Here is a 26,033-nt window from a genome sequence, read left to right on the forward strand (position 1 = left end):
GCGGGTGGGCATGCCGAGGCGCATCCTCGACCGCCACGTCGGCGGCAACACGACCTACGCGCGGTCGCTGGCCGGGCAACTGCGCGACCGCGGCCACACCGTCGACGGATTCGGCGGACTCGGCCACCCGCTGGCCAACACCGTGCGCGAGACCGCAGCCGGAATCCGTTCCACCGAGCTGGATCTCGTCCACTACGTCGCCGACACCGGGCCGCTGGTGCGCACGCGTGTCCCGTCGGTGGTCACCGTCCACGGCGTGGCCAGCAGATGGATCGACACCGGCCGCACCCCGATGGCCGAACGGATCTGGCGCACCCGGGTCGCGCGTGCCATCGACTCCTGCGACCGCATCATCACCGTCTCGCAGGCCAGTGCCATCGACGTCGCGGAAGTCTTCGACGTCGACCCGAACCGTATCGACGTCATCTACCACGGCATCGAACACACCGGCATCGAGCACACCGGCATCGAGCACACCGGCATCGAGCAGACGGGAACAGAAGGCCCAGCGCCCGCCCAGACCGACGAGAACGACCCACCGGTCCGCACGACCATCCGGGCCCTCGACGACTACATCCTGTATCTGGGAAACCTGGAGCCCCGCAAGAACGTCGCCGCGCTCATCCGCGCCATGGACGACGTCCCCGCTGGGGTGACGTTGGTGATCGCAGGCAAACCGGCGTGGGCCGCCGACGCGATCATGGCCGAGATCGCCAACTCACCCCGGGTCCTCCACCTCGGATTCGTCAGCGACTCCGAGCGCGAACACCTGATGCGTCACTGCCGGCTGTTCGTGTTCCCCAGCCGCTACGAGGGTTTCGGGCTACCGGTCCTCGAGGCGCTGGCACACGGCTGCCCGGTGCTGTGTTCGCGGCGCGGCGCACTCGCCGAGGTCGCCGGTCCCGCCTTCGAACTCGCCGAGATCGACGAGTCGGCCATCGCCGCGGGCATCACCGACGCTCTGGCCGCCGTCGCCGACGACGACACCCGCACGAGGCTCGCCGACGCCGGACGTGACTGGGCCCGACAGTTCAACTGGCAGCGCAGCGCCGAGGCGCACCTGGCTGTCTACGAGGAGTTACTGACATGAAAGTCGCCCTGCTGCACTGCTACAGCTCCGACAACCTCGGCGACGGCATGCTCGTCGACCGGGCCGTGGACCTGATCACCGAGGCACTCGGCCCCGACACCGACATCGACCTCGTCGCGGCATACCCGGAATCCTTTCAGTACCTGGGCCTTCGGTGCGTGTCGAGCAAACCGGGATCACTGGGCGAGGCGCGCCGCTACCTGCAGGTGCTGCGCAACCTCGACGGTTACGACCTCGTCGTCGGGGTCGGCGGCGGCTACCTGCGTTTCGGGTCGGGCGTCGAATCCGTCAAGACCGCGATCGTGCACGGACCGCAACTGCTGGCCGCCGGCCGCACCCAGACCCCGACGGTGTACCTCCCGCAGAGCATCGGACCCAGCCGCGGCGCCACCCGACGCCTGGTACGCAGCATGATCGGCTCACTCGACGCCGTGTGCCTGCGCGACGACCGCAGCATCGAGGAACTCGGCACCGCCCCCAACATCGCGCGCATCCCCGACGTCGCGATCATCAGCGGCTCGGTCGCCGACCGCGGCACCGACGACGCCGCCGCCCCGGGCCGCACGACCATGCCGCGGGTGGTGCTCTCGGTGCGCTCGGTCCGCGGCACGCTGCCGCGTCCGGTCACCGAACTCGCCGGGATGCTCGGCAAATTCGACGGCTACGTGCAGAGCGCGGTCGCCGGGAACAACGACACCACCGTGATGGAATCACTCGGCCCGGCCGAGATCCTCACCCCGCGTGAGCTTCTCGACCCGCGCGCCGAACCACGGGTGGTGGTGGCGATGCGTCTGCACGCCGCGTTGATGGCCCTCGAAGCCGGCCACTACGTCATCCACCTCGCCTACGAACGCAAGGGTTTCGGAGCCTTCGCCGACCTCGGGCTCGACGCCTACGTCCATCACTTCCGCAGCTTCACCCCGGCCGTGGTGGAACAACAGGTCGCCCGACTCCTCGACGATCCCGCCGAACGCGCGACCTACGACCGACTGCTCGCCCACCGCGCCGACGCCCACCGCGCCCGGTGGCGCGAACTGCGGGACCGGTTGCGCACCAGCGTCGGCCTGACCCCCGAACTCCACGCGCTGGCGGGACATCCGGGATGACGGCGCCCCACCTCGCCGCACCGCAGGCCGGCCCACCCGGGCGGGCGGAGCAGTCGCGCAGCGCGCCGGCCGGGTTGGCGGCGGGTGAACACGGCTTCCGCCTGATGATCCCGTGGTGGTTCCACCCGCTGTGGATCGCCGCGATCTTCGTTGCGCTGCTGCCCATCTCGGCCGCGTTGATCCCGACAAGTGCGTTCACCCTGTGGAAGACCCCGCGCTACATCGACGCCACCATCGGGATGACCGGCTTCCTCTCCGGCCTGAGCCTGCTGGTGGGTCTGGCGGTGTTCACGCTGCGGGTGCGACCAGGGGTGACGATCGTGCGGGTCAGTGCCTCGGCCGTGGCGCGGCTGCGGGCGATCGCCGTCGGCGCATTCGTGTTGGCGCTCTTCGGTTACGGCATCTGGATCGCCCTGTCGTTCCTGCGCGGGACCACCGTCACCGACTTCGTCAACGTGATCACCCTGCAGGAGGGCGCGATCAGCGCGCTGAAGAAGATGAACCCGCCGGTCGCCGGGATCACCACCTTCACCCAACTCGGGCCGGTCGCCGCCGGGGTGATGATGATGCTGCGCCGCATGGGTGTGCGCGCTTACACCTGGCAGATGGTGGTCCTCGTCGCCCTGGCCGTCTACCGCTCGTTCTTCTACGGCGAACGCCTCGCGATCATCGAGGTCGGTCTGCCGCTGATCTTCCTGTACTTCGCGGTGCAACCGATGCGCACGGGCACGGCGCCGGGCGCTCAGATCGCGCGGGGCGGACCCATCGAACGCGTGATGCGAAAGACCGCACCGTTCTTCGCGATCCCGGCCATCTGGGGTCTGTTCGCGGTGTTCGAATACTCCCGCAGCTGGCTGTACTACCGCAACATCGTGACGACGAGCTTCACCGAATACATCTCCACCCGATTGGCCGGCTACTACGTCACCACCGCCAACAACAGCGCCATGTACCACGCGGCCGTCGCCGGCAAACCACATGACCCGTACTACTCGTTCGCCGCGGTGTGGGACGGGCCGGGGATGTCGATGATCGCCGGACGACCCGAGATCGCCGGACTCGACCCCCAACAGTGGTGGAAGATGATGCTGGAGAACAGCGCCAACCCCGAGTTCAACAACCAGGGCACCTTCCTCATCACCGACGCCGACCTCGGCACACCGCTGTCGATGCTGTACTGGTTCCTCCTCGGCCTCGCCGTCGGCTACCTGTTCTACCGCGCCACCCAGGGCAGCCTCGTGTCGCTGCTGGCCTATTCGCTGACCATCATGGGTCTGCTCGAGGTGTCGCGGATCATCTACTGGTCGCAGGGCCGGTTCATCCCGATCCTGTTGGCACTGTTGGTGATCGCCGTCCTCCTGCCCGGACCGAAACGCCGGGAGATCCATGCGTCCGGGTAAGTCGCTGCGGCAGAAGCTGTCCCGGCCGGGCCCACGGGCCCGGGCGATGGTTTTCGGTGCCGGTGACCAGGCCGTGGTCAGCCTGGCCAGCTTCTTGTTCCTGGTGATCGCCGCCCGCTACCTCGACACCGCCGAACTCGGCTTGTTCGCCGGAGCCATGGTGTTCTACCAGGCGCTCACGGCGATGGCGCGTTCGGTCACCGGTGAACCGCTCGTCGTCCTCTGTGGCGACAAAAGCGGCGGTAGCAACGGCACCGGGGGCAACGGCAACGGCGACAAAGGCAACAGGGGCAACGACATCGACGCCGGCGAGCTCCGCCGCGCAGTCGTGTGGGTCTCGTTGATCGTCCCGCTGATCCTGGCTGTGCTCGGCGGCATCGGCTTCGCCGTCATCGACAACCGGCTGGTGCAGATCTGCTGCCTGTGCCTGGTGGTCTCGCCGATCATCCTCGGCTACGACACCCTGCGCTTCGTCTACATCTCCCGGCTCGACACCGCCTCACTGCTGCTGCTCGACGTCGTCGTCGCGATCGCCCAACTGTCGCTGCTCGCCGCGACCCTCGCCGGCGGCGGCAGCGCCGATCAAGCGATCCTGGTGATGTTCGCCGCACCCGTTGTGCCCCTGGTGATCCACCTGATCCGCGGCGGACTACCGTTGCACCCGCTGCGCCGGTGGGTGACGACGGCGCGCCCGTACCTGGGTAGCTTCTTCTACGAGTCGGTGTGGGGCGCGCTGCTGCAATGGGCGCTGGTGTTCGTGATCGCCGCGGTATCCGGGGTCGCCGACGTAGCCGCCTTCCGCAGCGTCATCGTCATCTACGGACTCACCAACGTCGTCACGAATTACCTGCGCAGCGTGGTGTTGTCGCACATCGTCACCCGCGGCCGGCTCACCCGCGCCGACATCGGCACCGACACCATCGGCATGACCGCGACCATCGCCGTCACCATCGGCACCTCGATGCTGATTCTGCTGATGCTGCCCGACTCGCTGGGCCGTGCGCTGCTCGGCGACACCTGGGCGCACGCCGCGCCGTTCATCCTCATCGGTGGCCTGGCCCGGTTCTCCGCGGCGATGGAAGCCGTCCCCGGAGTGCTGGTGCGTGCCGCGCGCCAGACGTGGTCGGTGGTGCGGGTGCGCACCATGGTCGGGGCGCTCGCCCTGATCGTCTGCCCCCTCGGCGCCTGGCTGGGTTCGGTCACCGGTGCCTTCGTCGCGATGATCGTTATGTCGTGGGTACTGATCGCGTCACTGTTCGCGCTGCTGTTCTCCCGCGTACCGGGCGGTGCGCCCGCATCGCCCCCATCCCCAGAACCGTTGCGAGCCAACCGCGATGACGCGGTCGGTCGCTTCCAGAAGAGCGTCAACCAGAGAGGTAGCAACCATGCGAGTCGAGTCGGTGTCGGTGGACACGAATGACCCAGGACGGGTCGCTCCCGTGCTGGACGCGGTACGCCGTGGCTGGTGGATCGTCCTGGCCTGCGGGATCGTGGTCGCCCTGTGCGGCTTCGGGTACTCCATGCTGCAGAGTCCGGTGTACCGGGCCACCGCTGCGGTGTATGTGACATCCGGATCGGAGGCCTCGGCGCAAACCGCCTATCAGGGATCGCTGGCCTCCCAACAGCGCGTGGCCTCCTACGCCGAACTGGCCTCCTCCGACGAGGTCATCGACCGGGCCATCAGCCAGGGCAACCTCGGGATGACCCGCGACGAGGTGCGTGAGGCGTTGCAGACCTCCGCCAAACCCGACACCGTGATGCTCAACATCAGTGCCGACGCCGGCTCGTCGGAGAAGGCCGCGCAGATCGCGAACGCGGTCGCCGACAGCCTGTCGGGATATGTGGCGACCCTGGAGAGTCCGGCGGCCGGCGGTCAACCACTGGCCAAGGTCACCCCGGTCACCCACGCCGAGAGCAAAACGCAGGCCGTGTCACCCAAACCCGTCCGGGATACGTTGCTGGCGTTCCTCATCGGCATCGTGCTCGGTCTGATCGTGCTGTTCGTCAAGAACCGCTTCGACCGCACCGTCACCTCCACCGCCGATCTCGAGGACATCGGGTCGAGCCTGATCTTCGGGTCGCTGCCGTTCTCGGCGGACCTGCGCGACACCAGTCTGGTGCCGTTCAACAAGGGGGCCTCGGCACTGGCCGAGGCGTTCCGGATGGTGCGGACCAACCTCGCCTTCGCCAACGTCGACGACCCGGTCCGGGCCATCCTGATCACCAGTGGTGGTGCGGCCGAGGGCAAGACGACCACCGCGGTCAACCTGGCACGCTGCCTCGCCGAGGCCGGCAAGACGGTGATCCTCGTCGATGCCGACCTGCGTCGTCCGGCGGTGGCCACCGCACTCGAGATCAACCCGCACGTCGGCCTCACCGACTACCTCGGCGGCGAGGGGTCGATCATGGAGTTCGTCCAGCCCAGCGGCACCGAGCGGCTCAGCATCCTCGCCGCCGGGTCCGTGCCGCCCAATCCGGCCGAACTCGTCGGCTCGCGCCGCGCCGCCGACGGTATCGCCGAACTACGCGAGCGCTTCGACTTCGTCATCATCGACTCACCGCCGGTGCTGCCGGTCACCGACGCCGTCGTGATGTCGCAGTGGGTCGATTGCGTTGCGCTGGTGGTACGTTCGGGTAAGACGCTGGCTCCCGATCTGCGTGCGGTGACCAGCCAGTTCGAGGTGGCCGGTGTCGCTCTGCTGGGCTTCGTGCTCAACGGTGTCCGACGCGGCACCAGCGCCTACTCGGGCGGCTACACCTACTACAGCAACGATCTGGGCAAGCCCAACTCCACCGCATCCGTCGAGGGCTCGACGCCCCGCGGCCGCCTGGGTGCACGGCGGTGAGATGAGGGCACCCGATCAACGCACCCATCGGTCCCGGCTGCGTCCGTCGCGGCGGGTATGGCTCGGCGGTGCGCTCCTGCTGGCGGCACTGGTCGCGGTGGGCTGCTATCTGGGTGTCCGCGCCGAACAGGCGCGGTCGGCTCTCCACGATGCGCAGGACCACGCGGTGACCGCGAAAGCGGCACTGCTGTCCGGTGATTCGCGGAAGTCGTCGGGGGAGGCGTCGGCCGTGCGTGCCTCGGCGGCCGACGCCTACGCCGCCACCAACGACCCTCTCTGGCGGGCCGCGGCAGCGCTGCCGTGGCTGGGTCGGCCGTTGGCGAGTGTGCGTGAGATGACCGATACCGTCACCCAATTCAGCGACGAGGTCCTCGTCCCGAGCGCCGCACTGGCCGGCACTATCGGACCGTCGACGCTGCGCACCGCCGACAACGGAGTCGACGTCGCGGCCCTGCGCAGCGCGGCCCCGCGCATCACCGCGATGGCCGACGACGCCACCCGCCTCGCGCAGCGTGCCCGAGGTATCGACGGCACCTGGCTGGGGCCGGTTGCGCAGGCGCGTACCGACCTCGCCGCGCAACTGGACTCGGCCGCACGTACCGCGCAGGGCACCTCGGTCGCGGCGCGACTGGCCCCGGCGATGCTCGGCGCCGACGGCCCCCGAAACTACTTCGTAGCCTTGCAAACACCGTCGGAGGCCCGCGGCACCGGCGGACTGGTCGGCGGATTCATCGTCATCCGCGCCGAGAACGGACATCTGCGCGCCGCCGAGACCGGCCGCAACATCGACATGTTTCGCCCGAGCAGCCCGCAGATCGACCTCGGTGACGGCTTCGACACCCTGTACTCGACGGTCGAGCCCTACACCGACTTCCGCAACAGCAACCTGAGCCCCGACTTCACCGACGCCGCCAAGATCTGGATGGCCAACTGGCAGGCACAGACCGGCACGGCCCTCGACGGGGCAGCGGCACTCGACCCGATCGCCCTGAGCTACGTACTCCGCGTGACGGGGCCGGTGCGGTTGCCGTCGGGCGAACAGATCACCGCCGACAACGTCGTACCGCTCACCTTGTCGCAGGTCTACACCCGCTTCGCCGACGACAACACCGCACGCAAGGAGTATTTGCAGACCATCTCCCGCACCGTCGTCGCCGACGTCCTCGGTGCCCACGCCGATGCCGGCCGGCTCCTCGAAGCACTCGGCCGCGGCGTGGCGGAACGTCGGATCATGCTCTACAGCAGCCGATCCGATGAACAGGACATCATCGCGTCCACTCCGCTGGCACATCAGTTACCCGACGATTCGGCCCCGCTGATGGACGCGACCATCACCAACGCAGCGGGTAACAAACTCGACTACTACCTGCGCCGCGAATTGAGCTACACCGCAGGCGACTGCTCCGCCGACATGCGCGATGCGACCGCACGGGTGACGCTGACCAACACCGTCACCGACCTCTCGTTGCCGCAGTACGTGATCGGCTCGATGGGTGCCATCGGCAGCGGCCTGCCACCGGGCACCAATGCGGCCGGCGTGCAGATCGCGCTGACCCGCGGCGCGCAGGTCCGCAAGGTCACCCTCGACGGACAATCGGTGCTCTACGGCACCAGCGAACTCCACGGTCATCCGGTGGTCCGCACCCGCGTACCACTGGCACCGGGTCAGCGCAGTGTCCTCGAGGTGACACTGACCGAGCCCACCTCGGCCCGCGGCGACGCACAGGTGCCCGTGCAGCCGCTCGTCGACACCCCGCCCGTGCACGTGTCGGTGCCGTCGTGCGGTGCGGCGACCGGGCAGAGGGCACAGGGATCGCCATGACCGAGAAGATCCAGGTGACCGAACTGACTGCGGCGCAACGCTTCTTCTGGTTGCGGCAGCAGGCGATGCCGTCGGTGCCGTTGAACATGGCGCAGGTAACCGACATCGAGGGACCGCTCGACCGCGAGTACTTCCTCACCGAACTCGCCGAGCAGGGACGCCGAGCGCGAGTGATGCAGCTCCGGTTCGAGGAGGGCCGCCGCGGCCCGGTGTGCATATACGACCCGTCGTTGCACGATCACGTCGAATACGTCGATCTCGGTGACCGACCGGATCCGAATGGGGCTGTGCAAGACATCATCGACGCCGATTTACACCGCGCGGTCGATGTGACCGCCGATCGATTGGCACGGGCCGTCCTGTTCCGGTTGTCAGATCACCGACATCAGCTCTACAACCGTGCGCATCACCTGACCACCGACGGGGTGGCCACTCGCGACAACCTGGTGTGCGCGTTACGTCGTTGTCTTTCCCGCGACCCGAGCGCACCGTCGGTGCCCGTCGCCGACCTTGCCGCCGCGCCAGCCGCCGACCACGCCTACCAGAGCTCATCGCGCCGCGCCCGCGACGCCGACTACTGGCGCGAGGTCCTCGCCGGCCGCGACCCCGCGACCTCACCGGCGCACCGTTCGGGCGGCCCGGCCTCCCGCAATCACACGGTGGCGGCACCGATCCCGATGGCGACGATGGACACGATCCGCGAGCTCATCACGGCCATGCCCACCAGCCTGCCGACACTGATCGCGACCGCCGCCGCGGGCTATCTGAGCCGCCGCACCGGCGACGCCGACGGTGCGCTGACCCTCGCGGTGGCCGCCCGGACGACGGCCGCACTGCGCGCCACACCGCTACCGACCATCAACTTCGTGCCGCTACGCGCCGGCGTCGGCCGACACACCGAGATCCATGCCGCCGTGCGCACCACCGAGCGGGCGATGCTCGGCGCACTACGTCATCAGCGGTACCGGTTCGAGGACATCGTCACCGAACACGGCGATCACACCGGCGGACCGGTCCTCAACCTGATGCTCTTCGACCGTGAGATGCGATTCGGCGAGACGACCGTCCGATTCTCCTCGGTGACCACCGGACCGGCAGAAGACCTGGCCATCAACGTGTTCCCGTCCGGAACTCTCGCCGAATCGACCGACACCGGCACCTTCATCGTGGAGATCGAGGCCAACCCGCGCCGCTACGACCCGGCCGAGGTGACAGCGTTCCACGACGGACTGCTCGCGATGCTCGGCGCACTCGCCGACGCACTGACCGCCCCCGGGTCGGCGCGCGTCACCATCGACGACCTGCCATTGCCCGCGCGCACACCCGCGGTGCCCGGCACCGAAAGTCCCACGGACACACTGCCGGACCTCATCGCCGCCACGGTCGCCCGCGCCGGAAACGACGCGGCCGTCGACGGCAGCCTCCTCGGCGAGCCCGTGATGACCTTCGCCGACCTCGACACACGCACCGCCGACCTCGCGCGCCGACTCTCGGCACTCGGAGCCCGACCCGGCACGCGGGTGGTGGTGCTGATGCGCCGCAGTGTCGATCAGGTCATCGCCTGGTGGGCGGTGGCCCGCAGCGGCGCGACGATCGTGCTGATCGACCCGGCCCAGCCGACCGCGCGGATCGACCGGATGCTCGCGACCGCCGCTCCGATCCTCATCCTCGCCACGAGCCCCGATCATGGTGCACGGAACGGCATTCCGTCACGGTCCCTCGACGACCTCGCCGACGTCGCACCCCATGCCGGCCGGCTACCGGCACCGCATCCGTCCGACGCCGCCTACATCGTGTTCACCTCGGGGAGCACCGGCGAACCCAAGGGGGTCGTCGTCCCGCATACCGGGCCGGCCGCCATCGCCCGCGACATGTGGGCCCGATTCGGGGCGGGTGACGAGATCGATGTCGGGGCGCGCTGGCTCGCGGTGGCATCACCGATGTTCGACATGGCCCACTTCGAGATGCTGGCGTGTGCCGCGCTGGGCCACACCCTGATTCCGGCCGCCGGACTCGACGCCGACCTCGGCCGCGCGCTGCTCGATCACCGCATCACCCACCTGATGGCCACCCCGACCGTCCTGAATCGGATTCCGGTGCACACGCTCCCGCCGACGGTGGCGGCGATCGGCGAGGCGCTGTCACCGGCGCTCGCGGCCCGCATTACGCGTCGACCACCGGGAGGGGGCGGTGCGCGGCGGGTGTTCAACACCTACGGTCCCGCCGAGGCGACGCTGTATGCGACGGCCGCGCCGATCACCGCCGACGTCCACCTCGACCGGCCGGTACCCATCGGCCGACCGGTCCCGGGGATGGCCGCGCTGGTCCTCGATCACCGGCTGCGACCGGTGGCCGACGGGATCATCGGCGAACTCTATCTGTGCGGACCGCAACTCGCGCATGGATACCGGGATCGGCCCGGGCTCACCGCGACGAGATTCCTCGCCTGCCCGTGGCGCGACGGCGCCCGGATGTACCGGACCGGTGATCTCGCGCGCCGTGACCCGACCACCGGTGATCTCGTCTTCGTCGGCCGCGCCGACGGGCAACTCTCGGTCCGCGGGGTCCGCGTCGAACCGGCGGAGGTCGAGAACGTCGCCACGGAGGTCGACGGTGTGGGCGCCGCGGTGGTCGTCGCCGACCACGCACCCGACGGCGATCTGGCGCTCGACGTCGCCTGCGTGGGGACCGGTGCCGCGCCGGGCGGCGACGGACTCGAACGGGCGGTGCGGGCGCATCTCATCGCGACCCTGCCGTCGGTCATGTGGCCGCGGCGGGTGCTGATGCTCGATCGGCTACCGACCGGGCCGACCGGCAAGATCGATCGCGACGCCGTGGCGCACGCGGTGGCCGGGATCGCGCTGCGCGAACCGGAATTCGTGGCCGCCACCTCCGACGTCGAATGCGCGCTCGGCGAGATCGTCGCCGACGTGCTTCGGGTGGAACGGGTCTCGATGGCTGCCTCGGTCATCGACCTGGGTGGCACGTCGCTGACGATGCTGGAGATCATGGCGCGCCTCGGCGCACGGGTGGGCCGTCCGCTGCGCATCGGCGAGCTGACCCCGGCCACCACCCTGGCCGAGATCGCCGCACGCGTCGACGCCGGTGACCTCACCGCCGCCACCGCACCGGCCACCGCGCCGGTCGTGACGCCGGCACAACACCAGATCTGGGCATTGAACCGCTCCGACCCGGCCGACCATGTGTACCACCTCGCCGTGCGGGTCGAGTTCGCGCCGGGCACGGGAACCGAACCGGTGACCGCGGATCTTGTGACTGCGGATCTCGTGACTGCGGATCTCGTGACATCGGCGCTGACCGACCTCGCCCTGCACCACGATGCGCTGCGCCGCGTCTTTCCCGCCCGGCCCGACGGCACCCCGACGGTACGCCTACTACCCACCCAGGCGATGGTCGACGCGATGCCGATCACCCGGGATACCTTGAGCCCGAGCATGGTTCGTTCCGTGGTGGCCGCACCCTTCGATCTCACCGTCGACCCTCCGTGGCGCGCCGTCCTCGACGACAGCCGGGGTGCGGTGTCGATGGTATTCGTCGTGCATCACATCGCGGTCGACGGCTGGTCGATCCCGATCCTGGTGCGGGACATGCTGATCGCGGTCACCGCACGTACCGGCCACCGACTGCCGGAGTTCCCCGGGCCCGGAGACTTCGGCGGTGGGCGACCGGTCGCCGATTCCGATGCGGGACACAGCTACTGGCGGGACGTGCTCGCCGGTGCCCCGACGCGACTCGCGCTGCCCGAGGCACGTACGGTCCGCGACGGGTATACCGAGGCGGTTCATCTGGAACGGGTGGTTGACGCGAGGCTCTCGGCGGCGGCCACCGCACAAGCCGCCGGCGCCGGCGCCACCCTGCAGGCGCTGGTCCGGGTGGCCGTGGCCGCCGTCCTCGCCGGTGTCGTGGGCGACGACGACGTCGTCATCTCGGTGCCGACCTCGGGGCGCTGGAGCTCCTCCGACCTCGAGCGCGTCGGCATGTTCGTCCGGACGGTCCCGGTTCGGTCCCGCGCAGTCGCGTCGCAGACCGTCGCGGAGGCGCTCGCGGGATCGGTGGCCGCACTGCAGGCCGGGATGCGCCACGCCGACACCGCACCCGCACAGCTCGCAGATGTGGTGCTGGCGCAGGCGAATACGATGGACGGCGCCGAGCTCGGCCGTGAACCCGTACTGCCGGGGCGCGCGGTGATCCGCTCGGCCACCCCGATCCGCACCGGGAGAGCCCGCACCGCACTGGAATTCGTCGTCGACGACAGCGGAGACCAGCTGCGGTTGGCTCTGACGGTGGCACCCGATCGCGTCGACCCCGACGGCGCCGGGATTCTCCTCGACCACGTGGTCGACACACTGACCCGGCTGGCACTCGCCGACCCGGCCACCCTCGTCGGGTCGTGCACCCCGGCCGGACGTGGCGTCGCCGCGGAATGCCCGGTGTCAGGCACCGACCCGATCCACGCACTACTCGCACACGTCGGCGCCACCCCGCACGCCATCGCCGTCACCGACGCCCGAACATCGATGACCTACGAGCAACTGTCCACGCGCGCTTTCGAGATGGCGATGGATCTGCGTCGGGTCGGGGTACGGGCGGGTGACCGGGTGGCCCTGCTGCTCGGCCGTGGTGCCGAAACCGTGGTGGCGATGGTTGGCACCCTGATGGCCGACGCGGCCTACGTTCCGCTCGACCCGGAACATCCGCCCGCGCGCATCGCGGAACTCGTCGCCGCGACCTCCCCGGCGGCGATCGTGGGCGACGGCCTGTTGATCGAACCGGGCCCGGGCCTCGGGACCGCGCCCCGCCGACCAGGGATCGCGTACGTCATCCACACGTCCGGATCGACCGGACGGCCGAAAGGTGTTGCGGTGCCGCGTACGGCGCTGGCCGCGATGCTCGGTGCCGCCCTCGACGTCGTCGACGCCACCCCCGCCGACGTGTGGAGTGCGACGCACTCGCACACCTTCGACTTCTCGGTGTGGGAGATCTTCGGCGCACTCTGTTCCGGTGGCCGCGTGGTGATCGTCGACCGCCCGGTCAGCCGGGACCCGGTGCTGCTGAGCGCAATTCTGAACGATTGTGGCGTCAGCATTCTCTCGCAGACCCCGACCGCGTTCGCGCGGCTCGCCGCACCGGATGGTGCCGGTTCGTCGAGCAGTAGTGGGTCGCGGTTGCCGGCCTTGCGGTGCGTCGTGTTCGGCGGCGAGGCGCTGCAAGCACCTGCGCTGCACGATTGGGCGCAGGCCAATCCTCGTGTGCGCCTGATCAACATGTACGGCATCACCGAGACCACGGTGCACCTCACCGCCGCCGACGTCGACACCACCGACGCCCGCAGCATCATCGGCACCCCGTTCGCCGGTGTCGGCTGGTCGGTGCGCGACCGGCACCTGCGTCCGGTGCCGGTGGGCGGTCTCGGCGAACTGTACGTCAGCGGTGCGCAACTCGCCGACGGCTACCTGCACGCACCCGCCCTGACGGCGAGCCGCTTCGTCGCCGACCCCGACGGGTGCGGCGCACGAATGTACCGAACAGGCGACGTGGTGCGGCTGATCGCGCCGGATCGGCTTGTCTACCTGGGCCGGTCGGACGATCAGATGCAGGTGCGTGGTCATCGCGTCGAGCCCGCCGAGATCGCCGCGGCTCTCGTCGAGGCGCCCGGCGTCCGCGAGGCACGCGTGGTGATCGCCGGCGGGACACAACCCGGCGATGAACAAATCCTCGCCTTCGTGATCGACGACGACACCACCGGCGCCGAGGTGCCGGTCGGCGAGCGCGAAGCCCTTCTCCAGCGCGCGTGCGCCACGCGGCTGCCCGGGTATCTGATGCCCACGCGCATCGGCGTCGTCGAGCGCTGGCCGCTCACCGACAACGGCAAACTCGACCGGCACGCCCTGATCGCGGGACTGCCCGCGGTGACCGGCACCCCCGCCCCGCTGACCGCGGCGCAACGTCGCATCGCCGATCTCGTCGCCGAGATTGTTGGGCAACCCGGACCGCAGGCAGCCAGCCGGGCGACAAACGAGGACGGACCCGAGCGGTGGGGACCTGACGTCAACTTCTTCTCCGTCGGCGGAAACTCGTTGTCGGCGGCGCGACTTGCCGCACGGCTGTCGGGACCGGGCACCCAGGTCACCGTCGCCGACATCCTCGCCGCACCGACAATCCGCGGACTGACCGAACTGGTTGCCGCCGACACTCACACACCGCAGGTACGGTCACGTGACGTCCTGTGTCCGGCGCAGCGTGTCCTGTGGGATGCCCATCGCGGACAGCCCGATTCGGCCGCGTACCATCTGGCGTTGCGACTCACGGTGCGTGCCGAGGTGCCCGTGGTGCGGGCAGCGCTGCTCGATCTCGCCGACCGGCATCCGATGCTGCGTGCGGTGTTTCCCGATCGCGGGGACGCAACTCCGGAGATCGTCGTCCTCCACGCCGACGCTCTCACTGGGAATCCGCCGATCACCCAACGCGATACGGTCCCCGACGCCGGTCAGGTCGCCGAGATCGTCAATGCCCCCTTCGATCTGACCACCCGCCCGGCATGGCGCGCGGTGCTCGCCGACTCACCCGCGGGCACCGGCATCGTGCTCGTCGCCCACCACATCGCCGTCGACGGCGCCTCGGTACCGATACTCCTCGACGACCTGCACACGGCGCTGACGGCACGCCTGCGCGGACGCAGCCCGCGCTGGTCCGAGCAGCGCGACGAGCTGCAGATCTCGGTACGCGATGACGACACCGACTATTGGAGAACGGTTCTCGACGGCGCACCCGCACACCTCGCCCTTCCCGAACCGCCCCGACGGCACCCGGCGGCCGAGAAGCCCGCAGTGGTCCACGAGCGCCGTATCGACGCCGACACCGCCGCCGCGGTCGACGACGTGGTGGCCGGAGCCGGCACCACGCTGTATTCGGCACTGTGGGTGGCACTGGCTGCGACACTCGCCGCCGTCACCGACTCCGACGACGTCGTCGCGGCGATCCCGGTTGCCCTTCCTGGCGGACCCCGCGTCGGTATGCGCGCCACCACAGTTCCGGTGCGATGGTCGGCGGCGACGGCGCACCGCCGGCCCGTCGTCGCGCTGCCGATCGACGAGGCACTCGTGTACGCGCACCGCACGATCGCCGATGCCGCCACTCACGCCGCGTCGGCGCCGGCGACCCTGCCCGACGTGCTGCTCGACCATGCCGCCGCGCTGCCTGACTCACCGGGACCACTGATCACCGACATCACGCCGATCGATGTGGGAATCACCCGCACCGCACTCGAATTCACGGTGCGTACGGTCGACGACGGAGCGCTGTCGGTGCAGGTGACGGCGTCACCCGCCCGGGTCGACGCCGCAGCGGTGGAACCGATGCTCGAGTATTTCGTCGCCGCCCTGACGGCCCTGACCGACTCGTCGACACGGTGTGTGGCCGAGTGCCTGCCTTCAAGTGTCCTCGCGCAGAACACTTCTGTTCGCCCCAGCGTTTCTGCGCAGTCGATCGATCCCGTCGACGCGGTCCGCGCCATGGCGACGCGTCAGCCCGACGCTGTGGCGATCGTCGACTCCAACGAGGTCGCGGTCGTCGACTCCGACGATGTGCTCACCTACCGCGACCTGTGGTGTCGTGCCGAGCAGGTGGCCGAGAAGTTGCATGCGGCCGGGACCCGCCCGGGGACCACGGTCGTGCTGGCATTGCGCCGGGGGAGTGAGGCGGTCGTGGCCGCGCTGGGTGTGCTCGCCGCGGGCGCCGTGTTCGCGCCCGTCGACCCGGACCTGCCACCGGCGCGACAACGGTTGCTGTACCGCCGAATCGGGCCCGGAGCGACGATTCGCGAGGGCCTCGAGATCAGCCCCGCCCACAGCGGGACCGGCCCCGAGGTGCCCGGCGCCGCCTACGTCATCCACACGTCGGGATCGACCGGCGCACCCAAGGGCGTGGTCGTCGACCGGACCGCGATGGCCGCGATGCTCGGCGCCTCACTCTCCCGTCTCGGGTGCACCGGTGAGATGGTCGGGAGCTGGTCGCACGCACTGTCCTTCGACGCCTCCGTGTGGGAGATGTTCGGCCCGCTCGCCGCGGGCGGACGGGTCGTCGTCTTCTCCGACGACGACGTCCGCGACCCGGCACGCTTCGCCGCCGGTCTCACCCGACATCGCGTGACCCATTGCGCACAGACCCCGAGTGCGTTTGCGCGACTGACCGATCCGTCGGTCCTGCAACCGCTCGCCGGCACCGCCGACGTGTCACTGGCGTCGCTGCGAACAGTGATCCTCGCGGGTGAGGCCGTCGACCCCTCGCGGTTACGCGGATGGGCATCGGCGCACCCCGACGTGCGGCTGGTCACCATGTACGGGCCCACCGAGACCACCGTGCAGGTGCTCTGCGGCGAGATCGACCTCGACGACGACCGCCCGATCATCGGCACACCACTCGACGGCGTCCACGCCGAGGTCCGCGATCGGCACGGACGAGCCGTGCCCGTCGGTGGACGCGGCGAACTCCACCTCTCCGGGCCGCAACTCGCGATCGGCTATCTCGGTGACCCCGCGACGACCGCGACACGATTCGTGGCCGGACCCGACGGCACCCGCCACTACCGCACGGGTGATCGGGTGCGGCTGTTGCCCGATCGGCGGATCGCCTTCCTCGGCCGCGTCGACGACCAACTGAAGATCCGCGGATTCCGCATCGAACCGGCCGAGATCGTTGCCGCGCTCACCGCGGCCCCCGACGTCCTCGACTGCCGGGTGCTGCAGGACGGTGTCGCGAGTGCAGCGCGTCTCGTGGCGGCCGTCCGCGTGGGCGCCGCAGCGCAGGCGGTACCCACCGAGTCGACCCTGATCTCGTGGTGTGCGCAACGACTGCCCACCTATGCGGTGCCCAGCCGCATCGTCGTCGTCGACGACTGGCCGCTGACCGTCAACGGCAAGATCGACCACACCGAACTCCTCCGAAAGCTGCACTCCTCCAGCGATATCAGCCGGCAGTTGACGCCGCGCGAAGAGGTGGTGGCCGCAGCGATCCGCGAATGCCTCGACAGCGGCGAAGGCCCAGCGGCATCGGAACCGCTCAACCCTGACACCGACCTCGTCACCCTCGGCATCAACTCGTTGACCGCCGCGCGCCTGGCGGCCCGACTGTCTTTGCACGGCAGCAGAATCGGCGTCACCGAGGTGTTCTCCCATCCCACCATCGCCGGGCTGGCGCAGTTGTTGTCGACCTCGCCGATCGTCGACGACGACGCGGTCCCGGATCTGGGGGAGGTCGAGGAGGGGAGCACCGACCCCGATCACCCGGCGCTGACACCGGAGCAACTCGATCTGTGGCTGCGCTGGCGCGCCGACCCCGACCACCCCGGCTATGTGCTCGCCGGCATCATCCCGGTACCGGGCGCCGATGCCCGCGAGATCCGGCGTCGGGTGGCCGAACTGGTCCGGCGACACGACTGCCTGCGCACCGGCTTCCCGGAACTCGACGGGGTGCCCTATCAACGACTCTGGACCGACGACGAGGTCGACGCCTACCTCGGTGCCCTCGATCCCCTCACCGGCGTCGACGCCGACGAGGTCCTCGCCGAGATCGCGCGTCGCCCCATCGATCTCACCGTGTCCCTGCCCTGGCGGGTGCGGCTCGTCGACACGCCGGGCGGGTGTCGGCTGGTGTGCGTGATCCACCACATCAGCGCCGACGGCGAGACCGCCCGCATGCTGCGCCGCGAACTCACCACCGGTCCACCGACCGACTCCACGCGTCGTCTCGACTACCGGCAGTACAGCAGATGGCGACAAGCGATGGTGCGCACCCACCGCGACCGTCTCACCGCCTACTGGTCACGGGTGTTCGCCGAACCCATCGTGCCGCTCACCGTGACCGACATGGACCTCGCCGCAACGGGATCGGGAGCCACACATCACGGGCGAGTGATGTTCTCGACCGAGCTGACCGCGCGGATCGATCGGTGCGCGGCCGCGGTCGGGAGTACCCCGTTCATCGTGGTGCACACCGCGATCGCCGTGGTCCTGACTCGCCAGGCCGCTGCTGCGGAACGCGTCATGACCACCGGCGGTGCGTCGGAATGCACCGTGGGCACCGCGGTGTCGGGACGGACCGATCCTCGATGGAGCACGGTCTGCGGGCTCTTCGCGCGGGCCGTCCCGCTGCGCACCCGCATCGAACCGGACGACTCCTTCGCCACACTGTTGCGCCGCAACACCCTCGGCGTTCTCGGGGCGATCGACCATTCGGATCTGCCGTTGGCCGAGATCGCCGCGATCGCCGACCCGGAGCGTGAACGCGCGGGCCGATCCCTCGTCGACGTCGTGGTCGGGGAGGTACCACCGGACCCGGGCATCACCGGGCTGGATACCACCGGGCTGGGTACGACCGGCAGTACTCAGGCCGCACTGGACATCATGCTCGGCCGCGACGGCGATCGGACGTATCTCGTTGCCGCATGCCGGGACTCGGTCGCCAACTGCGACCGTCTCGACGCGCTCCTGACCGCCATCACCGAGACCCTGGAAAGCGGCACCGCCGACCCCGCGCTGCCGGCACGCGCCCTGACACGCACACCGGTGCCGCAGCCGAGCGTGGAGACGCCGGTCATCTCTGCCCACACCCGTGCGCCGCACACTCTTGCCGAGCTCCTCGATCGTCAGCCCGTGCCGGACGCCACACGGCCGGCGATCATCGATGTGACACATCGCTTTCCCGGATACGGCGAGGTCCTGTGCCACGCGGACGTCGAGCGGCTGGTGCGGATTCTCGCGTGGGCGTTGCGGGATCGCGGCCTCGGGCCCGGAGACGTCGTCGCGAAGCATCTACCGCGATCGTGCTTCGATGTCATCGCGACGATGGCGCTGGCCCGTGTCGGCGCCGCATTCGTCAACCTCGACCCCGCGGACCCACCCCGGCGCCGGGAGCGGCTGATCCAGCGCTCCGGGGCGCGCACGATCCTGACGCTGCGCGCCGATCGCCCGCCCCGACTGCCCGTCAGTGTCGCGGTCGTGGCACTCGACGACCCCGACCTCTACCGGACTCGTCGCGTCACCGAGTTCGAACCCCGGCATCGCACCCGCACACTGCAACTCGACGACGTCGCCTACCTCGCGTTCACCTCCGGGACGACGGGTACACCCAAGGGTGTGGAGATCACCCATCGCGGGCTGGCCGCGTGGGCGCTGACCACCGCCGAACGACTCGGGCTCGACGCCACCGACCGGGTGATGCACACCCACACCACGGCATTCGACGCCCACCTGATGGGTGTGGTGCCGGCGCGCGCGGCCGGGGCGTGCATCGTCATCTGCCCACCCGAGGTGATGGCCGGAGCCGAACTCGCCACCGAGATCACACGGTCGGCGGTGACGGTGCTGATGACCACGCCATCGGTGCTGAGCACCCTGGACCCGTCCCAGATGGCACGGCTGCGGCATGTGGTGGTGGGCGGAGAAGCGTTGCCACGCACGCTCCTGAGCCGGTGGACGTCGTCGGTGTCGGTGACCAACGAGTACGGGCCCACCGAGACGACCGTCGCGATCAGCAGCGCCACCTACCGTCACAACACGACCGGCGCCGTAAGCATTGGCACCCCCAGCCCGGATACCGAAGCGCTGGTGTTGGATTCGTCGTTGCAGGCGGTTCCCGACTACACCGTTGGCGAGTTGTACGTCGCCGGAGCCGCATTGGCGCGCGGCTACCTCGCCGACACCTCCACCACCGCCTCGCGATTCGTCGCGCGCCCCTTCGGCGACGGTGACCGCATGTATCGCACCGGCGATCTGGTCCACCGGCGCGGCGACGGCTCGCTGGTGATCCACGGTCGCGCCGACGACCAACTCAAGATCCGTGGCGTGCGAATGGAGGCCGAGGAGATCAACGCCGCGCTCGCCGGATTGCCCGGGGTGGCAGCCGCCGCCAGTGCGGTGCGCACCAACCGGGCCGGTGAGCCACTGCTGGTCTCGTGGGTCATCCCGGCGCCCGGCGATCGGCCGCGTCCCGAGCGGTTGCGTGAACAAGCGCGGACCGTGTTGCCGCGCACCATGGTTCCGGCCGCGATCGCGGTGGTCGACCGCTTCCCGACCCGACCGAGTGGCAAGATCGATCATCCCCGGTTGCCGAATCCGGTTGCCGCGCAGGAGCCGGTGCCGGGAGCGGAGCGAGCGGGCCGAATTGTGCCCGCGAACACGCCGGTCACCACTTCCACCGAACAGCTCGTCGCCGAGGTCCTCGCGGAGGTTCTCGACTGCGCGGGCGCCGAGATCGGCTCGGACACCGACTTCTTCGCGCTCGGCGGAACGTCGCTGTCGGCGGCGCGGGTCCGGTCTCGGCTCATCGCACGCACCACTCGTGACCTCGACGCCGACGTCGTGTTCCGCGCGCGGACCGTCGGCGAGCTGGCCCGACGGATCGACGCCGCGGCAGACCTCACCGGCCCGATACCGCACCGCGCGCCGCGTCCCGAGTATCTTCCACTGGCATATCCGCAGCGGCGCATGTGGATTCACCACCGCTTCGATCCCGAGGACACCACCTACCACATCCCGCTCGTCCTGCGGATTCGCGGACCCTACGATCCGGCGCGGATCGTCCGGGCGTATCGCGCGGTCGTGGGTGCGCACGAGTCGCTGCGCACCGTCTTTCCCGATGCCGGTCGCGGACCGGAGCAACGTCTCGCCACCGACGTTCCCGACCTCGTCGTGCAGTCGGTCAGCACTGCGGAGGTCCGCGACGCCATCGCGGCGGAAGTCGCACGTCCCTTCGACCTCGAACGCGAGACCGCCATCAGAGCACGGCTGTTCGTCAGCGGTGACAGTGACGAGGGGGAGACCGGCCTCGGCGGCGCCTACCTGGTGCTGACCCTGCACCACATCGCCGTCGACGGATGGTCGATGCGCATCCTTCTCGACGACCTGATGACGGCCTACCGGACGGAACTACCCGCCGAGCCGGCACCCGGCTATGCCGACTACACCCGGTGGCAGCGCGACATCCTCGGGGACCCGGATGATCCCACCAGTCGCTTCACCCGCGACATCGACTTCTGGACCACCGAACTCGGTGATGCCGGCGCACCCGTCGTGCTGCCCGGCCCGCCCGGCGACAGCGGGGGCCGGGTGGTGCGGGACGTCGACGCGCACGTGATCCTCGCGCTCCGGGAACGGACGTCGGCGTTGGGCACGAGCGTCTTTCACGCCGTCCACGGCGCACTGACCGCGACGCTGGGACGACTGACCGGGGAGTGGGATGTCGTGGTCGGTGTCCCCGTGCACGGGCGCTCGGCGCCACAGTGGGAGCGCGTTGTCGGTATGTTCGTCAACACCGTTGCGGTGCGCACCCGGCTGCAGCCGGGTGCGACTGTCGCCGACGCGGTGGCGTGTGCGCGGGAGGCGCATCTGCGGGTCGCCGACCATCAGGAAGTGCCGTACGAGTCGGTGGTGCGTGCGGTGTGCCCGAATGCCCGGTCCACCCACGATCCGTTGACGTCGATCTTGTTGGTGGGGCAGGACGTGGTGCCGGAGCCCGACGCGAATATGCCCGGCGCCGGGAGCGACGCGGTGCGTGCGGAGCCGGTGCAAATGGTGCCCGAGCGTGAGGCCGACGGTCATGATCTCGAGGTGATCGTCGGCGACCGTGACGGGGCGTTGGTGCTCACGGTGGTGTATTCGGCTCGGGTGAGTGCCCGGACGGCCAACGAGGTGGCCGACGCGCTCGTCGACGCAATGGTCGGTTTCGCGGGCGCGGGTGGGGAGCTCGTCGGTGAGGAGACAGTGGGCCGGACGGACACCTCGGAGTCGGTGGCCGCGGCGTTCGCGGAGATCATGGCCGTCGATCGCGTTTCGGTGCGTGCGGATACCGACTTCTTCGATCTCGGTGGTACTTCGCTGTCGGCGGCGCGGGTGGCCTCGCTGCTCACCCGGGAGCTCGGGTGGACGGTGTCGGCGAAGTGGCTGTTCGACCATCCGACCGTCGGTGAGCTCGCCGCGCGGCTCGACCGCCGGATCGCCGAGAAGGCGAACGACGGCGAGGTGCGTGTTGCGTCCGACGCCGAACAGATCGCGACCGCGGCCGGCGACATCCCGCTGACCGGGCCGCAACGACGGATGTGGATGGCCGCAGAACTCGGCAAACCCGGTTATCACGTGCCGGTGCTCCTGCCGATCCCCGGTGGTGCGACTGTGATCGATGTGCGAACTGCGTTGCGTACGTTGATCGGTCGGCATGCCGCGCTGCGCACTGTGTATCCGATGTTCGACGACGGGCCGCGCCAGCGGGTGCTCGACACCTGGGAGCCGACGATCGACCTGCTCGACGCCGGTGCGGTCGGCGAGATGCTCGCGACTCCGTTCGACTCGCTCGCCACCTCTCCACCGGTCCGGGTGGGCCTGATCCCCTCCGAGGAGCAGACGGTGTCTGCGGTGCTGGTGGTGGCGCATCACATCGCGGTCGACGGTGAGTCCTCGGTGGTCTTGCAGCGGGAACTGGACGCGCTGATCACCGGCGGCGTGCTGCCCGCGGCTCCGTCGGCCGCGCGGGTGAGCGGTCGGTTGCTGGCCGCCGAGTCCGCTGCGCGTGACCGCGAACTGGCGTATTGGCAACGTGTGCTGGCCGATCCGCCCGCGCCCCTCGTCCTCGATCACCTGCCGCACGCCGAGGGCGGGATCGTCCGCACTCGTCGCGCGCTCCCGGCGGGTCTGTGGCCGCAGCTCGACGTGGTCGCACGGAGCCTGCGGGTCAGCCGATTCCACCTTGTCCACGCAGCCTTGGCGTGGGCGCTGGCCGTGCAGTCGGGCACCGACGACGTCGTCGTCGCGACCACCACGTCCCTGCGACGGTACCCCGATCTGTCCGAGGTGGTGGGGATGCTGGTCGCGACCGTCGTTCTGCGGACACGGTTCGACCCGCGAATGACGTTTGCAGAGTGGGTGAATCGGGTCCGAGACGACGACATCGCGGCGCTTGAGCATTCGTGGGTTCCGTTCGATGAGGTGATGCGGGAGATCGGGGTCACCGGCGGGTCGGTCGCTCCTTCGTTGGCGGAGGTGGCGGTGACGGTGGGTGCCGACGCGTCCGATCACACGCTCCTCGGTCCGGCTGCGATCGGTCACGCCGACGAATCCCTCACGCCGATGGGGGATTTCGCGCTGCGCGTGATCGTCGATGACGGAATGCTCCTCTGTGCGCATCGGGCGCAGTGGGCGGCTCGTGCGACCATCGAGACCCTGATGGCACGCATGGAGACGGCGCTGCGGCTCCTCGTCGATGAGGCCGAAACACGCATGGCCTCGGTCGATCTGCTGTTGCCCGGCGAGCATGCCCTGATCGAGGCGAGTGCGCACGGAGCGCCGTACACCGATCCCGCGACACTCGGTGACATGCTCGCCGAACCCGCTACACATCAGCCGGAGCGCATCGCCCTCGACGACGGCACGACGCAGCTGAGCTATCGGCACCTCGACGACTGGGTGGCGGTGACCGCACACGCGTTGCGCGCGCGAGGTATCCGCAGTGGTGAGCGGGTGGCGATTCTCATCGAACGGTCCGTACGCCAGCAGGTCGCCTTCCGCGCCGTCACCCGGATCGGCGCGGTGCCCGTCCCCGTCGACGTGGCACATCCGCCGGCGCGGATCGACGCAGTGCTCGAGCGAACCGGCGCATACCCGTTGTACGACAACGATGTTCCGCCGCGACCCTCCACCTCGGGAGCGTCGGTGACCGAGGTGCCGGTCGCGCGGGTGTCGCCGGCATCCGCGGCGTATGTGATCACCACGTCGGGTACCAGCGGCGCACCGAATGCGGTGGTCGTCGGGCACCGCGGGTTGCGGCGGCTCGCGACCATCGCCCCGATCCGATCCGACGACCGGGTCGCGGCGATGGTGAGCGTCGGCTTCGACCCGTCGATCATGGAAATGGTGCTGCCATTGGAGGCGGCCGCCCGGTTGGTGATCGCACCCGCCGGGATCACCGCCGGGACGGAGTTGACCGCGTGGCTTGTCGCGCAAAGAATAACGGTGTTCATCGCGACGCCGTCGGTGCTCGCGACGCTCGACGCGCAGCAACTCCCGTCGGTACGACTGGTCTTCGCTGGGGGTGAGGCGCTGTCATCGTCGATCGCGCGTACGTGGGCAGCGCGCTGCGAACTCATCAACGTGTACGGCCCGACGGAGGCCACGGTCGCGGCAACCTTCGCACCCGTGCGTCCGGACGGGACGGTACGGATCGGCAGGCCCGTCGACGGCACCACCGTCGTCGTCCTCGACCGTTGGCTGCGACCGGTACCACCCGGCGTCGACGGCGAGCTGTACCTCGCGGGAGATGCACTGGCACAAGGCTATCTGGGTGACACCGCGTTGACGTCGGCGCGCTTCGTGGCCTGCCCCGGCGGCGGCCGCATGTATCGCACCGGCGACCGGGTGCGTCTCGAGGGCGACGGTGCGCTGACGTATGTGGGCCGGACGGACCGGCAGATCAAGCTTCGGGGTCAGCGGGTGGAGCCGGCGGAGATCGAGGCCGTCCTGATGGGTGCGGGGGCCACCCAGGCCGCGGTGCTCGTGCGGCCGGGGCCTGCGGGGCCGATGCTCGTCGCCTACGTGGCGGGCGTGGGCGGTGCCGAGGCGGGCCGAGCCTGCCGGCAGCGACTACCGCGACATATGGTGCCCGCCCAGGTGGTCGCAGTCGACGAGATCGCACGCACCGTGACCGGGAAGATCGACACCTCTCGGCTGCCCGACCCCGCCGGGCCTTCATTGCGTGACAGTGGTGTCGAAAACTGCAGTGACGTTACTGATCTGGAGCGTCAGGTGATCGCTGCTTTCGATGCGGTGCTGGGCTGCGAACCAGGCGTCGATGACGACTTCTTCGCCCTCGGCGGGCATTCGCTTCTGCTGCTGCGGCTGCATGCCGAGATCGTCGATCACACCGGGCTGCGTCCGGATCTGGCCGATCTCGTGGCCCATCCGACCCCGCGCGAGGTGGCCGCCGCACTCGCGCGCGTCGGCACCGACCAGGAGCGCGTCGTCGACTTCGACTGTGCCGACAACGATCCCGGACTGCCGCTGCTGTGGGCGGTGCACGGCGTGAGCGGCATGCCGACACCGTTCCGCCCGTTGGCTGCGACGTCGGGACATCGGGTCGTGGGACTGCAACTCCCCGAACTGCTTTCCGGTGAGATGCCCGGCAGCATGGCAGAGATCGCGCGGCGTCACGTCGACGCGATCCGCCGTCGGCAGCCGTCGGGACCCTACCGGCTGATCGGGTGGTCGATCGGCGGGAACCTGGCCCATGAGATCACCCGCCAACTCACCGACCTCGGTGAGCGGGTCGAGCTGCTGGTGTTGATGGACGCACGGACTCCCGACGAGTTGGCACTGGCACCGGCGCAGGAGGGCACGACGGCCGATGTGGTTATCGCCGAACGATTGCGAGCTCTCATCGCTGCGGTGCGTGCGCATCGGACCGGTCGCGTCGACGTCGACGAGGTGCTCTACGTGGCGTCGGCACAGACCGGTGACATTTCCGGGTGGGAGTCGTTGGTGAGTACGACGCCGCGGGTGGCACGGCTCGACGTCTCCCACGCCGAGTTGGGGGAGCCGGATGTGATGGCGAGGGTCGCGCAGTTAATCGCTGACCGTGCCGTCGCGCGAGGGCGCTGAGGCCCGACCCACCGTTCGCGCCTTTGCCGACGCGACCAGGACCATCGGTACAGCAAAGTCGGCGTTTGTGCTGCGTAGAGGGTGTGCTGTCCGTAATGTTCTCTGCGAC

7 protein-coding genes are annotated in these 26,033 nt (G+C 69.7%); all 7 read left to right on the top strand.

The genetic code is table 11. The features are described from left to right. Window positions 1-10 precede the first annotated feature (10 nt). The 7 genes from AC5ZH6_RS06030 to AC5ZH6_RS06060 are packed head-to-tail and all read left to right on the top strand — an operon-like array spanning window position 11 to window position 25,924. The gene (locus tag AC5ZH6_RS06030; protein WP_051110357.1) at window positions 11-1,090 is read left to right on the top strand and encodes a glycosyltransferase family 4 protein; all 1,080 of its coding nucleotides are present in this window, start codon (window positions 11-13) and stop codon (window positions 1,088-1,090) included. Beyond that, a complete protein-coding gene (locus tag AC5ZH6_RS06035; protein ID WP_020172183.1) occupies window positions 1,087-2,196 on the top strand; it encodes a polysaccharide pyruvyl transferase family protein in 1,110 nt (369 codons plus the stop codon). The genes AC5ZH6_RS06030 and AC5ZH6_RS06035 overlap by 4 nt, the downstream gene beginning before the upstream one ends. Next, window positions 2,193-3,596, top strand: coding sequence for an oligosaccharide repeat unit polymerase (locus AC5ZH6_RS06040; protein ID WP_211542343.1), 1,404 nt, complete (start codon window positions 2,193-2,195; stop codon window positions 3,594-3,596). Before AC5ZH6_RS06035 ends, AC5ZH6_RS06040 begins: the two co-directional genes overlap by 4 nt. Then, window positions 3,583-5,016, top strand: a complete 1,434-nt coding sequence (locus tag AC5ZH6_RS06045) for an MATE family efflux transporter (RefSeq protein WP_020172181.1) — start codon at window positions 3,583-3,585, stop codon at window positions 5,014-5,016. Before AC5ZH6_RS06040 ends, AC5ZH6_RS06045 begins: the two co-directional genes overlap by 14 nt. Further along, the gene (locus AC5ZH6_RS06050) at window positions 5,003-6,442 is read left to right on the top strand and encodes a tyrosine-protein kinase domain-containing protein (RefSeq protein WP_231386730.1); all 1,440 of its coding nucleotides are present in this window, start codon (window positions 5,003-5,005) and stop codon (window positions 6,440-6,442) included. The genes AC5ZH6_RS06045 and AC5ZH6_RS06050 overlap by 14 nt, the downstream gene beginning before the upstream one ends. Before the next feature lies 1 nt (window position 6,443). Beyond that, window positions 6,444-8,264 carry a DUF4012 domain-containing protein gene (locus AC5ZH6_RS06055; protein WP_496168674.1) on the top strand — a complete coding sequence of 607 codons (1,821 nt, stop codon included), beginning with the start codon at window positions 6,444-6,446 and terminating at the stop codon, window positions 8,262-8,264. Further along, on the top strand, window positions 8,261-25,924 hold the full coding sequence (locus AC5ZH6_RS06060) for an amino acid adenylation domain-containing protein (RefSeq protein ID WP_496168675.1): 17,664 nt from the start codon (window positions 8,261-8,263) through the stop codon (window positions 25,922-25,924). Before AC5ZH6_RS06055 ends, AC5ZH6_RS06060 begins: the two co-directional genes overlap by 4 nt. The last annotated feature ends 109 nt before the right edge of the window (window positions 25,925-26,033 follow it).

The sequence above is a fragment of the Gordonia sp. YC-XJ4 genome (genome assembly GCF_059511865.1).

What these genes read in the sequence shown, in the direction of transcription:
- AC5ZH6_RS06030 (WP_051110357.1), top strand. Translation starts at nt 11, where the DNA reads ATGCCGAGGCGCATCCTCGACCGCCACGTCGGCGGCAACACGACCTAC.
- AC5ZH6_RS06035 (WP_020172183.1), top strand. Translation starts at nt 1,087, where the DNA reads ATGAAAGTCGCCCTGCTGCACTGCTACAGCTCCGACAACCTCGGCGAC.
- AC5ZH6_RS06040 (WP_211542343.1), top strand. Translation starts at nt 2,193, where the DNA reads ATGACGGCGCCCCACCTCGCCGCACCGCAGGCCGGCCCACCCGGGCGG.
- AC5ZH6_RS06045 (WP_020172181.1), top strand. Translation starts at nt 3,583, where the DNA reads ATGCGTCCGGGTAAGTCGCTGCGGCAGAAGCTGTCCCGGCCGGGCCCA.
- AC5ZH6_RS06055 (WP_496168674.1), top strand. Translation starts at nt 6,444, where the DNA reads ATGAGGGCACCCGATCAACGCACCCATCGGTCCCGGCTGCGTCCGTCG.
- AC5ZH6_RS06060 (WP_496168675.1), top strand. Translation starts at nt 8,261, where the DNA reads ATGACCGAGAAGATCCAGGTGACCGAACTGACTGCGGCGCAACGCTTC.